Below are 14,029 nucleotides of genomic sequence, written 5' to 3'. Positions count from 1 at the left end.
TTTGGGATTACCCGCAACCGCGTTTGCATTCATTTGCGATTTGCCGCCGCGGGGCCGAAAGCCTCTGGAAACCGGTTCTCAAATACCAGGATAGGCCTGGCGCGGAGTTGTGCGCGCTGCGAACCGGTGTGCTGCGCGGCACATCGCATCGGCCGCGGCCGGGAGGCGGATGGGCGATCCGGCGCGGTTGCGATGCCCGGAAAACTGGTTCAGCAAGAACCGGGCCTGTTTGTTGCCGTACTCCAGCGGGCACGTATTGTAACTGAATCGCAAGCGGGCGCCGTATCGGGTCGATCCCCGTCGGCTGCGCCAATATCTAGAAAATATAACGCGCAAATCGCGAAAAAGCGATGACGGCGAAACCCTGCCCGAAAAAGGCGCCGCGCGGCGGCCGCCACCGCCCGGGCTGGCGGCCGGGCGGCGGGGCGCGGCGGGCGCCCGCGCGGGTCAGGCGAGGCAGGCGTCGAGGCCGTCGGTGATCAGGTCCTGCGGCAGGTCGACGCCGATGAACACCATCTTGTTGGTCTTCTTCTCGACCGGCAGCCACTTCGCCGCGAGGTCGCTGCCCATCATCTGGTGCACGCCCTGGAACACGACCTTGCGGTCGACGCCCTTCATGTACAGCACGCCCTTGTAGCGCAGCATCCGCTCGCCGTAGATCTGCAGGATGCCGCCGAGGAAGTCTTCCAGCTTGTTCGGGTCGAACGGGCGGTCGTTGCGGTACACGAACGACTTGATCTTGTCGTCGTGGTGCGCGTGGTGGTGATGATGGTGGCCATGGTCGTGATCGTGCGCGCATTGACCGTGATCGTGGTCGCAATTCGCGTGATCGTGATCATGGCCGTGATCGTGGTGAGCGTGCGCGTGATCGTCCTCGGCGAGGAAATCGGGATCGATCTCGAGCTTCGCGTTCAGGTTGAAGCCGCGCAGGTCGAAGATTTCCTTGATGTCCGCTTCGCCGAAATTCACGACCTTGATCGCGGCCTTCGGGTTCATGTGCATCAGGCGGTGCTTGAGGCCCGCGACGGTCTGGTCGTCGACGAGGTCCGACTTCGTGATGAACAGGCGATCGGCAAAACCGACCTGGCGCTGCACGACCTCGTGTTCGTCGAGCTGCGCGTTCGCGTGCTTCGCGTCGACCAGCGTGATGACCGCGTCGAGCAGGAAATCGTCGGCGATTTCGCTGTCGATGAAGAACGTCTGGGCGACGGGGCCCGGGTTCGCGAGGCCGGTCGTCTCGATCACGATGCGGTCGAAGTCGAGCTTGCCTTCGCGCTTCTTCGCGGCGAGATCGCCGAGCGTGCGCGCGAGGTCGCCGCGGATCGTGCAGCAGATGCAGCCGTTGCTCATCTGGATGATCTGCTCGTTCGAATCCTGGATGAGGATTTCGTTGTCGATGTTCTCTTCACCGAACTCGTTCTCGATCACGGCGATCTTCATGCCGTGCTGTTCGTTCAGGATGCGCTTGAGCAGCGTCGTCTTGCCGCTGCCGAGGAAGCCGGTGAGGATGGTGACGGGAGTGGCCATGTCAATCGCCTGTGGTTCGTGAATCGGGGTCAAAACAGGATGTGCGTCGCGCCCTCGCGCTGCGAGCCGGGGCGCACAACCAACAATTGAAACATACCTGTCAAGTTCCCGCCCGTCGTCCGGACGACAGGCGGCAACGCAGCGCCGCCAATGGGACGGGCGCGGTTGTCCGCGCTAGATCGGGGCGATCAGACGATTTGCAACAGCAGGCCCTTCAGATATTCGCCTTCCGGGAACGCGGCGAGCAGCGGATGATCGACGCCCGCGCCGAGCCGTTTCAGGATGCGCGCGTCGACCTTCGCGTCGGCGGCCGCGCCCGCGACGATCTTCTGGAACAGGTCCATGTCGATCGCGCCCGAGCACGAGTACGTGAACAGCAGGCCGCCCGGACGCAGCAGCTTGAAGCCGCTCAGGTTGATGTCCTTGTACGCGCGCGCCGCACGATCGACGCTGTCGCGCGTCGGCGCGAACTTCGGCGGATCGAGCACGATCAGGTCGAAACGCTCGCCTTCGTCGACGAGGCGGCGCAGCGTCTTGAACGCATCGGCGTCGAGCCAGGTCGCGCGTTCGGCGTCGAAGCCGTTGGCGACGACGTTCTGCTGCGCGAGCGCGAGCGCATCGCCCGACGAATCGATCGATACGACGCGTTTCGCGCCGCCCTTGAGCGCTGCGAGCGAGAAGCCGCCGGTGTAGCAGAAGCAGTTCAGCACGTCGCGGTCGGCCGCGTACTGCGCGACGAGCGCGCGGTTGTCGCGCTGGTCGACGTAGAAGCCCGTCTTGTGGCCGTTCGGCACGTCGACGTGATAGCGCACGCCGTTTTCGTTCGCGATCAGCGTCGCGGGCGGCGCGTCGCCGGCCAGTACGCCGGTCGTCTGTTCCAGCCCTTCCTTGTCGCGGATCGACACGTCCGAGCGCTCGTACACGTTCGGGCAGCCGGTCGCGCCGGTGAGCGCCGCGACGATCGCGTCCTTCCACGCTTCGACGCCCGCGGCCATGAACTGGCAGACGAGCTGGCCGCGCGGCGCGGCGCCGGCTTCGGCGGTATCCGCGACGTAGTAGTCGACGACCAGCCCCGGCAGCCCGTCGGCTTCGCCGAACACGAGCCGCACCGCGCCCGTGCCCGACACCATCGTCGTGCGGTGCGCGACCGCGCGCTGCACGCGGCGCTTGAAGAACGCGTGATCGATCGGCTCGTGCTCGTCGAAGCTCCACACCCGCACGCGGATCTGCGACTGCGGGCTGTACGCGCCGCGCGCGAGGAAGCGGCCGTCGTGCGCGCGCACGAGCACGGTCGCGCCGGGCGCGGGCTTGCCGTCGACGCGGTCGATCGCATTGGCGTAGATCCACGGATGGCGGCGCAGCAGCGATTTTTCCTTGGACGGCTTGAGGGTGACGGTTTGCATGATGAGATCGAAATGGGCCGCGCACGACGCCGGCCGGTGCCGGCCGCCGCGCGCGGCGGGTAACACGGGGCGCGCGTCAGTCGCGCTTCTTCGCGCGCGGATGCGCGCTGTCGTAAATCTTCGCGAGATGCTGGAAGTCGAGCGACGTATAGATCTGCGTCGCGGCGACGCTCGCGTGGCCGAGCAGTTCCTGCACCGCGCGCAGGTCGCCGCTCGACTGCAGCACGTGCGTCGCGAACGAGTGGCGCAGCACGTGCGGGTGGACGTTGGCGGGAATGCCGGCGGCGAGCGCCGCGCGCTTCACGCGCTCGCGCACGACGCCCGGCGACATCCGGTTGCCGCGCACCGACACGAACAGCGGATGCGGATCGTGCTTCACGAATTCGTCGCGCACCGCGAGCCACGCGTTCAGCGCGTCGATCGCCTTGCGGCCGACCGGCACCTTGCGCTCCTTATTGCCCTTGCCGCGCACGGTGACCTCGGCTTCGGCGAGGTCGAGCCAGCCGGCCGAGCGGTAGCCGTCGGCCTGCGTGTACCGGACGTCGAGCCCGACCAGCTCGGCGAGGCGCAGCCCCGACGAATAGAACAGCTCGAGGATCGCGTGATCGCGGATGCCTTCGGTCGTGTCGGGCAGCGGCGTATCCATGAGCGTGACCGCATCGTCGACCGACAGCGCTTTGGGCAGCGATTTCTCGCGTTTGGGCGCGCGGACCCCGGCGACGGGATTCGCGGGCATCTCGACGCGCTGCGCGAACCAGCGATAGAACGCACGCCATGCGGAAAGCCGGTGCGAGATCGAGCGCGCGGACAGCCCGGCCGCGTGCCCGCGCACGACCGCGCCGCGCATGTCGGCGGCGGTCAATGCGTCGAGCGGCCGGCCGGCCGCGAGCTTCTTCAGTTCGTCCAGTTCGTGCGTGTACGCGCGCAGCGTGTGTTCCGACAACTGCCTGACATGCTTCAGGTTCGACAGGTAGGCGGCGATCGGATCGTCGGTCATCGCGTGCGGCGGATCAGTGCGGCAGCAGGCGCGTGAGCGCGGCGCTCGCGAGCGTCGCGATCTGCGCGAGGAAGTCGGTCGCCATCCCGTCGTGGAAGCGGCGCGGATCGGGCGAGCCGAGGACCAGCAGGCCGAACGCGGGCGCATCGTTGCCGGCGAGCGGCGCGCGCAGCGCGAGCAGCGCGACCGATGCGGCCGCACCGTCGCCGGCCGGCGCGGCTTCGGCGCCTTCCGCCGCGCTCGCGGCCGGGGCGGCGAGCGCGGGCGCGAGCCACTGGGCGGCCTCGAAGCCCGTGTTCGCGCCGCAGTACGGCGTCGACAGGCCGTTCGTGAACAGGCGCACTTCCTCGCCGACCTGGCGGGCGAAATCGGCTTGCGCGTAGGTGTCGGCGACGTCCCACACGCGCAGCGCCGTCTGCGGCACGTCGAACACGTCGGCGATGCCGTCGGCGATCGTGCGCGGCAGCGCGTACGGATCGCGTTCCGCGATCACGCGCGCGGTCCAGCGGCTGAACTTCGCGGACAGGCTGTCGTTCTCGTGGCCGTAGCGCACGAGTTCGGCGAGCCGGCGCTCGAGATGCTTGTTCTTGTCGCGCAGCATCTCCATCTGCCGCTCCTGCAGCGAGATCGCGGCCTTGCCGTGCGGGTTCGCGAGACGGATCGTCGCGAGCAGCTCGGCGTGCTGCGCGAAGAATTCGGGATTGGCGAGCAGGTAGTCGGCGACTTCGCGATCGTTCATGTGGCTGGCGCGTTCAGTTATCAAGGACGTTGCAGGGTCAGGCGTTCAGGTCGATCTCGCCTTCGAACACGGTCGTGGCGGGGCCGGCCATCATCAGCGCGGCGGCTTCGTCGCGCGCGCCGTCCCAGCCGATCGTCAGCGTGCCGCCGTGGGTGTGCACGGTCACGGGCGAATCGAGCAGGCCGCGCCGGATGCCGGCCGCGACCGCCGCGCATGCGCCGGTGCCGCACGCGAGCGTCTCGCCCGCGCCGCGTTCGTACACGCGCAGCTTCACCTCGTGGCGCGACACGATCTGCATGAAGCCGGCGTTCACGCGCTGCGGGAAGCGCGCATGGCGCTCGATCAGCGGGCCTTCTTCCAGCACCGGATACGCCTCGACATCGTCGACGACCTGCACCGCGTGCGGGTTGCCCATCGACACCGTCGAGATCCAGCGCGTCGCGCCGCCGACGTCGAGCGGCCACAGCGTGTCGTTGCCTTCCTTGCGGCCGTCGAGGCCCGTCGCGCCTGGACCGGCCGTATCGAACGGCACCTGTGCCGGCGCGAACACGGGCGCGCCCATGTCGACGACGACTTCGCCGTTGTCCTGCAGCGTCAGCGTAATCAGGCCCTTCATGACCTGCACGCGCACGCTGCGCTTGTCGGTCAGGCCGCGGTCGCTGACGAACTTCACGAAACAGCGCGCGCCGTTGCCGCAGTGTTCGACCTCGCCGCCGTCGCAATTGAAGATCCGGTACTTGAAATCCGCGCCGTCGACGGTCGGCTTCTCGACCAGCAGCAACTGGTCGGCGCCGATGCCGAAGTGGCGGTTGGCGAGCGCGCGCACCTGCGCGTCGGTGAGCGGCGGCAGCGCGCGCGAATAGCCGTCGAGCACGACGAAGTCGTTGCCCGCGCCGTGCATCTTGGTGAACGAGAGTTTCACTGGGTCCGGAATTCCATGGCGAACAAGGCGGTCGGCACGACACGGACTGCCGCCGGCCATGCCGGGCGGCCTCGTTCGTCGTGCTGATCTCAACCGCAAATGATACATGCAGCCGACGGGGGCGTCCTGCGCGGGCGGGGCCGCGCGTCCGTCGTGCAGATGGGAAGGGGCGCTATTTGCCGATCGGCCGACTGGACATGGCGTTGCGGCTCGAGGCGTGGCTCGGCGAGGAAAACGGGGGAAAGGCCGATCTGTGGCTCGCGCAGCAGTCGGCCTACGATCTCGGGCAGGCGCGCGCGAAGGGCGCGCCGAAGGTGGCGAGGGCGCAGGCGCGCGCATGACGGCGCACCCGCGAACGTCGCGGCAGGGTCAGTACAGGCTCGGCTCGCCGGGCGGGCGCGTCTTGAAGCGCTTGTGCACCCAGTAGTACTGCTCGGGCATCAGCGGAATCTGTTCCTCGAGGAATGCGTTCATCCGCCGCGCGTCGAGATCGTCGTCGCCGGTCGGGTAGTGATCCCACGGCTTGAATACCTTCAGACGGTAGCCCTTGTAGTTCGGCAGCACCTCGCCGATGAACGGCACGACCTGCGCGCGGCCCGTCTTCGCGAGCCGGCCGACGGCCGTCAGCGTGCAGGCCGGCACGCCGAAGAACGGGACGAACGTCGAGTTGCGCAGCCCGTAGTCCATGTCCGCGCCGAGCATCACCGGCTTGCGGTCGCGCAGCCAGCGCAGCACGACGCGCGCGCTGTCCGCGCGGCCGACCATCTCGGCGTCGAAGCGCCCGCGCGCCTTCTTCGCCTCTTCCTCGAGCACCGCGTTCGAGAACGGCTGGTAAAGCGATCCGCAGCGGCGGTGCAGCGACCGGTTCAGCCAGATCGAACCGGCCTCGATGCCGACGAAGTGCAGGCCGAGGAACAGCGTCGGCGGCAGGTCGGGATCGTCGAGATCGACCGCGCTGTCGACCTGGATCAGCTTCGCGAGCTTCTTCTCCGAGCCGAACCACTGGACGCTGCGCTCGACGTAGCTGCGGATCGCATGACGGAAATGCTGGCCGGCCACTTCCTCGCGCCGTTCGTCGCTCCAGTCGGGGAAGCAGAGTTTCAGATTCGTATGTACGATGCGCTTTCGCCGGCTGGGGATCTGATACAGCAGCCAGCCGAGGCCATCGCCGAACCGTGCGGTCAGACCGTACGGCAGCAGGGCGAGCAGCTTCAGCAAGCCGATGGCGAGGTGCGTGCCGAGGCGGCCTAGCATGCGGAATCTCCGTGGGGCCGGCTGGCCGGCACGTTGCGAACAGGGTGGTAAGACAGCGGAAGATGCAGCACGGGCGGCGCTCTGTGACAATTCAGGAAAGCCGCTATAATACGGGCTTCGCCGAGTTAACTGACAACTTGCGGGGCGAAGCCGGCTGGCGCGACACACGCTGCCCGGTCCTGGTAATCCGCTAAAGCGTCGCCGCTTCAGGCCCAACGAAGCTGGCTACGTGAAACCAACCGTAACCACACAGGAGCCTGAAAAAGTGGCAAACGATTATCTCTTCACGTCCGAATCCGTCTCCGAAGGCCATCCGGACAAGGTCGCGGACCAAATCTCGGACGCGATTCTCGACGCCATCCTCGAGCAGGACAAATACTCCCGCGTTGCGGCCGAAACGCTGTGCAACACGGGTCTCGTTGTGCTGGCTGGTGAAATCACCACGACGGCCAACATCGATTACATCCAGATCGCGCGCGATACGATCAAGCGCATCGGCTACGACAACACCGACTACGGCATCGACTACAAGGGTTGCGCGGTGCTCGTCGCGTACGACAAGCAGTCGCCGGACATCGCGCAGGGCGTCGATCGCGCGCACGACGACAACCTCGACCAAGGCGCGGGCGACCAGGGCCTGATGTTCGGCTATGCGTGCGACGAAACGCCGGAACTGATGCCGCTGCCGATCTACCTGTCGCACCGGCTCGTCGAGCGCCAGGCCAGCCTGCGCCGCGACGGTCGCCTGCAATGGCTGCGTCCGGACGCGAAGTCGCAGGTCACCGTCCGCTACGTCGACGGCAAGCCCGATTCGATCGACACCGTCGTGCTGTCGACGCAGCATGCGCCGGACATCGAGCTGCCGGCGCTGCGCGAAGCGGTGATCGAGGAAATCATCAAGCCGACGCTGCCGGCCGACCTGATCAAGGGCGACATCAAGTTCCTCGTGAACCCGACCGGCCGGTTCGTGATCGGCGGCCCGCAAGGCGATTGCGGCCTGACCGGCCGCAAGATCATCGTCGATACCTACGGCGGTGCCGCACCGCACGGCGGCGGCGCGTTCTCGGGCAAGGATCCGTCGAAGGTCGACCGTTCGGCTGCGTATGCGGGCCGCTACGTCGCGAAGAACATCGTCGCGGCCGGCCTCGCGTCGCGCGCGCTGATCCAGGTGTCGTACGCGATCGGCGTGGCCGAGCCGACCTCGGTGATGGTCAACACGTTCGGCACGGGCCGCGTGTCGGATGCGGTGATCACGAAGCTCGTGCGCGAGCATTTCGATCTGCGTCCGAAGGGCATCATCAAGATGCTCGACCTGCTGCGCCCGATCTACGAGAAGACGGCAGCTTACGGCCATTTCGGCCGCGAAGAGCCGGAATTCTCGTGGGAAGCGACCGACAAGGCGCTCGTGCTGGCCGAAGCGGCCGGCGTGGAGCCGACGGCACGCGTCGCGTAAGCGTCGTCCGCCTGAAATGAAAAACCCCGGCCAGGCCGGGGTTTTTTTATGGGTTCGATCGCCGGGGCAACGGTGGCGATCGGGCGGACAACGCCCGCCGGGCGCCCGCTCAACGCGCGCCGAACCCGAACCAGCCGTTGCTGGCCGCGAGGCGGCGCGGGCGGTTGATGCGGCGCTGCGGGCCGAGCTTGCGGCGCAGCGCGAGCGCGCGCAGCGACGACGGCTTCTGCAGCAGCGAGCGCAGGCCGGCGCGGCGAGCGAACGCCTGCGCGCTCATCATCGAGAAAAACGCGTGGAACCACGCACGGATGCCGTCCAGCCGGCTGTGCGGGTGCGTACGTTCGGCCAGCGCCTGCGTGCGTGCGCGATGATGGCGCAGCGAGCGGACAGGAGCGGGCGACACGACGCGCTTGGCAGTGCGGTTGAAACGGGAAGTCAGACGGAATGGCATGTGAACGATGCTTCGCTTGTATGGGTGGCGCCCTGCAGAGCACACTGGTATGAACGGCCTCGGATGACGCAACGGATCTTATCGAAACCCGTTGCGCGCCGCGCCCGCCAGAATTGACAGGCCGCGTCAGGCTACAGGGGATTCGTGACGCGCAAAAGTCGCGATAAACCCTTGTGCCGCAACGCGTGTGCCGCATACCGCCTGTCGCTGAGGCAGGCGCCGCGTCGCACAGTTCCCTTGCGCTGGATCAAATCCGCGATTGGCATGCCCCTGCGCACGACAATGGCGCTGTTCGTGGTATCCGGCGCCGATTTACAATCGTCACATTCACACAATAAACGTCTGGCATCCCATGTCGTCTCCATTGCAGTCGGAATCGATCCGCGCGCAAGTCGCGGAATTGCGCGAGCGCGGCTTCGTCGTCGCGCGCGGCCTCGTCGGCGAAGCGCAGTGCGCGGCGCTCAGGCAGATCGCGGAGCGCCAGTTGCGGGAGGCCGCCGAGCCGATCGAGTTCGAGGCCGACCTGCGCTATCCGGGCGCGCCCGAGTCGAAGCATGCGCCGGGCGGGCATACGGTGCGACGGCTGCTCGATGCGTATTCGCGCGATCCGGCGTTCGCCGCGCGCGCGATCGCGCCCGAGATCGGCGCATGGATGCGCGAGTATTTCGGTGAAGAGCCGGTGCTGTCGCGCGCGCATCACAACTGCATGATGACGAAGCACCCGGCGTACGGCAGCCTGACCGGCTGGCATCGCGATTTCCGCTACTGGGCGTTCGAGCGCCCGGACATGGTCTCGGTGTGGCTTGCGCTCGGGCCGGAAACCAACGAGAACGGCGCGCTGTGGCTGGTGCCGGGTTCGCATACGGCCGAATTCGGGCCGGAAGCGTTCGACGACGCGAAGTTCTTCCGCAGCGATCTGCCGGAAAACCGCAGGATGATCGACGCGGCCACGTGCCCGTCGCTGCAGACGGGCGACGTCGTGTTCTTCCACAGCAACACGCTGCATTCGGCCGGGCAGAACCGTTCCGACCAGGTGAAGTTCTCGCTCGTGTACACGTATCACGGCGCGAGCAACCGGCCGCTGCCCGGCACACGCTCGGCGTCGAAGCCGGAAGTGCCGTTCTAGGTTCGGATCGGACGGGCGGCGACACCGCGGCGGTCACGCGATGCGGCGCATCGCGGGCGTTTGAAGCAACGGGCGGCCTGGCCGCCCGTTTCGTTTGACGCGGCCCGAGCCGTGCGACGCGGGCCGTTCGTATGTCGCGCGGCGGCGCGATCAGCGCTTGCCGCCCGGCATCGCGAGGCCGATCAGGCCGACGAACGACGCGACGGCGCCGCCGACGATCAGCAGGATCGTCTTCGTCGCCGGCGAGCCGGTGAAGAAGCGCGACACGTTGTCGTTGATCGAATGGAACGACTGGCCGCCGAAATACAGCAGCACGACGCCGCCGACGAGCAGTGCAACCGAGATGACCCGGGACATACCAACCTCGCTGAAACGGTGATTCGAGACGCCGCAGTGTAGGCGAGCGCCGCGGTCGCGTCCATCGTCGTGCCGCCGTGCACGATCCGGCCGCTTTCGCTACCATAGTCGTCGTATGACTTCTTCGCCGCCGTCGCGCCATGGGCGCGGCCGGCGCGCGTCCCTTCCCCCGATGTCCTGACGGAACAGACTCATGGCCTACGAAGCAGCTTCCGAACGTTATGCCGGCATGCAATACCGCACCTGCGGCAAATCCGGGCTCCAACTGCCCGCCCTGTCGCTCGGTCTGTGGCACAACTTCGGCGATTCGACGCCGATCTCGACGCAGCGCGAGATCCTGCGCACCGCGTTCGACCTCGGCATCAACCACTTCGACCTCGCGAACAACTACGGGCCGCCGTACGGGAGCGCCGAAACCAACTTTGGCCGACTGCTGAAGGAGGATTTCCGGCCGTATCGCGACGAGCTGCTGATCTCGACGAAGGCCGGCTGGGACATGTGGCCGGGGCCGTACGGCAGCGGCGGCGGATCGCGCAAGTACGTGCTGGCGAGCCTCGACCAGAGCCTGCAGCGGATGGGGCTCGACTACGTCGACATCTTCTACTCGCACCGTTTCGACGCACATACGCCGCTCGAGGAAACCGCCGGCGCGCTCGCGTCGGCGGTGCAGCAGGGCAAGGCGCTGTATATCGGCATTTCGTCGTACTCGGCCGCGAAGACGCGCGAGATGGCCGCGCTGCTCGCGCAATACAAGGTGCCGCTGCTGATTCACCAGCCGTCGTACAACCTGCTGAACCGCTGGATCGAAGAGGATCTGCTCGGCACGCTCGACGACGTTGGCGCGGGCAGCATCGCGTTCACGCCGCTCGCGCAGGGCCTGCTCACGTCGAAGTACCTGAACGGCGTGCCGGCCGACGCGCGCGTGAACAAGCCGGGCGGCGGCTCGCTGAAGCAGGATCACCTGAGCGCGGACAACCTCGAGCATGTGCGCAAGCTCAACGCGATCGCCGAACGGCGCGGCCAGAGCCTTGCACAGATGGCGCTGGCGTGGGTGCTGCGTAACGGCCGCGTGACGTCCGCGCTGATCGGTGCGAGCCGGGCCGAGCAGGTGCGCGAGAACGTCGGTGCGTTGAAGAACCTCGAATTCTCCGCTGAGGAACTCACGGAGATCGATCGTTACGCGACGGAAGGCGGCATCAATCTGTGGGAAAAGCCGTCCACGGATCAGGCGATCTGATCGAAAGTCGATACGGGATGCGAAACATCGCGTGCCGTATCGGTCACGCGCAGGCAGTCCGTCGCGTCGCTGCGGGGCAGCGACGCACGTCACGCGCCGATGGCGCTAGATCAGCGCAGGCAGGCCTTCAACGAGCAACACAGCGACGCCGACGCCGAGAATGACGCCGAGTACGCGCAGCAGGTTGTGACGGAATTGTGTGGCGCATGGCACCGCGCCGAGAAATAGCGCTCCGGCCAGCGCCATCGGAATCAACAGAATGAAGTCGCCGATCGTGAAATAGGTCGTCATGCGTGTCTCCAGTGTCGGCCGAAGTGGGCGCTTCAGTGCTTGCCTGGCGGCTCCATCCCTGCGGGATATCGGCCCAAAACGGCACGCGTGCGCTCACCCCGGTCCCATGCCGGGTGTTTCTAGTGGGTCCGGCCCGTCGTACGCGGGCCGGTCAATTCGAGTATAGGCAACCGGCGGCGTTTTTCGCTATCCGAACCATTAAAAATCAGCGGAAAGCCGCGGGAATCCCGCGGTTTTCGCGCAAACAAGACGAACGCCTTGCGCGTATCTTTCCCGTTCCTTTCGATTTTCGCGGAATCGTCGTATGTGTCCGATGCGGGCCGCCGCACCCGCGGGCGCGGCGGCCCGCCCGCTCACGCGCGGTCGGGTTGCGGGCGGCCGGCCGGCGCGCGGAACACGAGCGCGAGCCCCGCGATGATCGCGCCCATGCCGGCAAGCGCGAGCGGCTCGGGCCGGTTGCCGAGCCACGCGGCGTCCATCAGCGTGGTGACGACGGGCACGAGATAGAACAGGCTCGTCACGTTGACGAGATCGCCGCGCTGCATCAACCGGTAGAACAGCAGTTGCGCGATCACCGAGATCACGATGCCGAGCCACAGCAGCGGCACGACGAACGCCCAGCTCATATCGAACGACACCGGCCGGAACGGCACGATCGCGACGCACAGCGCGAGGCCGATCGCATTCTGCAGCGGCAGCACGTCGGCGGGCGCCGCGCGGACGCGCTTTTGCAGCAGCGAGCCGACGGTCAGCGCGACGAGCGCCGTGAGCGCGCACGCGACGCCGGCAGCCGACAGGCCGCCCGTCCCGCCGCTCACGCCGCGGCCGACGACGAGCGCGAGGCCGGCGAGCGATAGCGCGAGTCCCGCGATGCGCACCGGTTGCCAGCGACGCTCGACGATCGCGAGCGTGAGGATCGGCTGCACGCCGAGGATCGTCGCGAGCACGCCGGGCGCGATGCCGCGCTCGAGCGCGAGCAGGTAGAAGATCGAATAGCCGCCCATCATCAGCAAGCCGGTCAGCGCGGCCATGCGCCGCTCACCGCGCGGCGGCAGCCAGCGTTTGCGCATGAACGCCAGCGCGAGCAGCACGAGCGATGCGAGCGCGAAGCGGGCGGTGAGAAAGGCGAACGCGGACGCGTGACGCAGACCGAGTTCGGCGAAGATCGCGCCGCTGCTCCACAGCAGTACGAAGAGCGACGTCGCGCCATGCGCGGCGAGCGCGCGTTTGAACGAAACCATGTGAATCCACCTGTCGAACGGATCGAAACGTTCCATTCGCGCGCGCGGCAACACGTCGTGCGTCATGACGCACGTACCTGTGGCCAACGGGGCGAATGGAAGACGAAAACGGATGCCGGCGAGTCAGCCGGCGCGTGCCGCCGAAGGGGGCGGCGCGGCGCAGACGAGCGGCGGTGCGACAGGGGGAGGAAGGACCGACGGATGCGCGCACGCCCGCGGCCGCGAGTCGAACTGCGGCCGGGATTTTGCGAGGGCGGACGTGAGCGGATACATCGTGTCGGAGTGCGGTTGAACGCGAATGAAAGGTTAAGGTACCGCAAGGCAGCCATCGAACGCAACTGCTGTCGGCGGCTGCGTATCGCGAGCGACATGTCGCGCCGATGCAGGCCGATGCCGGTGCGCGCGCAAGCGTTCGACGAACGGTGGATAGCGAACGGCATGCGATGCGCGCGACGTGATTCCGGTCGGCCGCGCGAAGTGTTCCGATGATTCCGCAGCGGCGAAGCGAAGCGGCACGCGCGTTGCGTCAACATGCGCGCGCGGCGTCGCCGGGCGGTTTCGGTGGGCAGTCACATTCGACAGGGTATGATGGGGGTAACCGGGCGGGCAAGTACGTGCCCGACGCAGTGGTTGATTGGAGACATTCGACGAATTCGCGGCACTTCGCCTGCTTCTTCTTCTTTTCGCGCTTCGATAAACCGTGAACAATGGGATCACGCGCAACGCTCCGCCGAGAGCGGCGCGGATCGTGCATTTGCCGGCTCGCCAGCGGGCCGGGTTTCAAGATTCAAGAGTGGGGAACCATCATGCATATCGGGTCGATTGTCTGCACTACCCATATCGCGGTGCCGAAGGGCGCGCGCGGCATCGTCCAGCGCATCCTGGGCGACATGGCCATGGTGACCTGGTACGCGGGCGTGCCGGGTGAGTCGAAAGAACTCAACACCGAGCCTTTCTTTCTCGAGGACCTGATCGACACCGGCGAATCCGTTCTGCCGGCCGGCGCGGCGCTTCACTAAGGCTCGTCTTTC

Annotated in this window: 14 protein-coding genes and 1 pseudogene; 5 read left to right on the top strand and 10 right to left on the bottom strand. The window is 67.0% G+C overall.

From position 1 onward, the window contains the following. Positions 1-447: 447 nt before the first annotated feature. The 5 genes from JYG37_RS01745 to dapF form a co-directional block, all read right to left on the bottom strand. Positions 448-1,527: a CobW family GTP-binding protein gene (locus tag JYG37_RS01745; RefSeq protein WP_050017934.1), complete on the bottom strand. Its 1,080-nt coding sequence runs from the start codon at positions 1,525-1,527 to the stop codon at positions 448-450. A 188-nt stretch (positions 1,528-1,715) separates the two neighbouring features. Further along, the gene (locus JYG37_RS01740) at positions 1,716-2,930 is read right to left on the bottom strand and encodes a class I SAM-dependent rRNA methyltransferase (RefSeq protein WP_050017945.1); all 1,215 of its coding nucleotides are present in this window, start codon (positions 2,928-2,930) and stop codon (positions 1,716-1,718) included. A gap of 76 nt (positions 2,931-3,006) precedes the next feature. After that, the gene (gene xerC / locus JYG37_RS01735; protein WP_089488909.1) at positions 3,007-3,927 is read right to left on the bottom strand and encodes a tyrosine recombinase XerC; all 921 of its coding nucleotides are present in this window, start codon (positions 3,925-3,927) and stop codon (positions 3,007-3,009) included. A 13-nt stretch (positions 3,928-3,940) separates the two neighbouring features. Further along, complete coding sequence (locus tag JYG37_RS01730) at positions 3,941-4,666, bottom strand: DUF484 family protein (protein ID WP_124593521.1); 726 nt, start codon at positions 4,664-4,666, stop codon at positions 3,941-3,943. A 37-nt stretch (positions 4,667-4,703) separates the two neighbouring features. Next, positions 4,704-5,648 carry a diaminopimelate epimerase gene (dapF, locus tag JYG37_RS01725; RefSeq protein ID WP_213345830.1) on the bottom strand — a complete coding sequence of 315 codons (945 nt, stop codon included), beginning with the start codon at positions 5,646-5,648 and terminating at the stop codon, positions 4,704-4,706. A gap of 134 nt (positions 5,649-5,782) precedes the next feature. Here dapF and JYG37_RS01720 point away from each other — a divergent pair. Then, positions 5,783-5,929 (top strand): annotated as a pseudogene (locus JYG37_RS01720) (HigA family addiction module antitoxin); the annotation flags it as partial. 28 nt (positions 5,930-5,957) lie between these two features. On the opposite strand, the gene lpxL reads toward JYG37_RS01720, so the two are convergent. Further along, positions 5,958-6,842 carry a lauroyl acyltransferase LpxL gene (gene lpxL / locus JYG37_RS01715; protein ID WP_089488908.1) on the bottom strand — a complete coding sequence of 295 codons (885 nt, stop codon included), beginning with the start codon at positions 6,840-6,842 and terminating at the stop codon, positions 5,958-5,960. Positions 6,843-7,107: 265 nt separating this feature from the next. Here lpxL and metK point away from each other — a divergent pair, with 265 nt between their 5' ends. Then, positions 7,108-8,295, top strand: a complete 1,188-nt coding sequence (metK, locus tag JYG37_RS01710; RefSeq protein WP_050017940.1) for a methionine adenosyltransferase — start codon at positions 7,108-7,110, stop codon at positions 8,293-8,295. Between the two features lie 109 nt (positions 8,296-8,404). On the opposite strand, the gene JYG37_RS01705 is transcribed toward metK, so the two are convergent. Continuing rightward, positions 8,405-8,746, bottom strand: a complete 342-nt coding sequence (locus JYG37_RS01705) for a hypothetical protein (protein ID WP_050017941.1) — start codon at positions 8,744-8,746, stop codon at positions 8,405-8,407. A gap of 352 nt (positions 8,747-9,098) precedes the next feature. Here JYG37_RS01705 and JYG37_RS01700 point away from each other — a divergent pair, with 352 nt between their 5' ends. Next, the gene (locus JYG37_RS01700) at positions 9,099-9,872 is read left to right on the top strand and encodes a phytanoyl-CoA dioxygenase family protein (protein WP_050017942.1); all 774 of its coding nucleotides are present in this window, start codon (positions 9,099-9,101) and stop codon (positions 9,870-9,872) included. A 150-nt stretch (positions 9,873-10,022) separates the two neighbouring features. Here JYG37_RS01700 and JYG37_RS01695 read toward each other — a convergent pair whose 3' ends face one another. Further along, entirely contained in the window at positions 10,023-10,229 is a 207-nt protein-coding gene (locus tag JYG37_RS01695; RefSeq protein ID WP_006477510.1) for a DUF3185 family protein, read from the bottom strand. A 193-nt stretch (positions 10,230-10,422) separates the two neighbouring features. Here JYG37_RS01695 and mgrA point away from each other — a divergent pair, with 193 nt between their 5' ends. After that, complete coding sequence (mgrA, locus tag JYG37_RS01690; protein WP_050017943.1) at positions 10,423-11,466, top strand: L-glyceraldehyde 3-phosphate reductase; 1,044 nt, start codon at positions 10,423-10,425, stop codon at positions 11,464-11,466. Between the two features lie 105 nt (positions 11,467-11,571). Here mgrA and JYG37_RS01685 read toward each other — a convergent pair whose 3' ends face one another. Next, complete coding sequence (locus JYG37_RS01685) at positions 11,572-11,757, bottom strand: hypothetical protein (protein ID WP_006482800.1); 186 nt, start codon at positions 11,755-11,757, stop codon at positions 11,572-11,574. 353 nt (positions 11,758-12,110) lie between these two features. Further along, positions 12,111-12,998 (bottom strand): DMT family transporter, encoded by an 888-nt coding sequence (locus JYG37_RS01680; RefSeq protein ID WP_089488945.1) that lies wholly within the window; start codon positions 12,996-12,998, stop codon positions 12,111-12,113. A gap of 806 nt (positions 12,999-13,804) precedes the next feature. Here JYG37_RS01680 and JYG37_RS01675 point away from each other — a divergent pair. Further along, positions 13,805-14,017 (top strand): hypothetical protein, encoded by a 213-nt coding sequence (locus JYG37_RS01675; RefSeq protein ID WP_006477514.1) that lies wholly within the window; start codon positions 13,805-13,807, stop codon positions 14,015-14,017. The last annotated feature ends 12 nt before the right edge of the window (positions 14,018-14,029 follow it).

This window comes from Burkholderia sp. LAS2, from assembly GCF_018417615.1.
GTDB lineage: Bacteria > Pseudomonadota > Gammaproteobacteria > Burkholderiales > Burkholderiaceae > Burkholderia > Burkholderia sola.
This window is presented reverse-complemented; position numbering and strand designations above follow the sequence as displayed.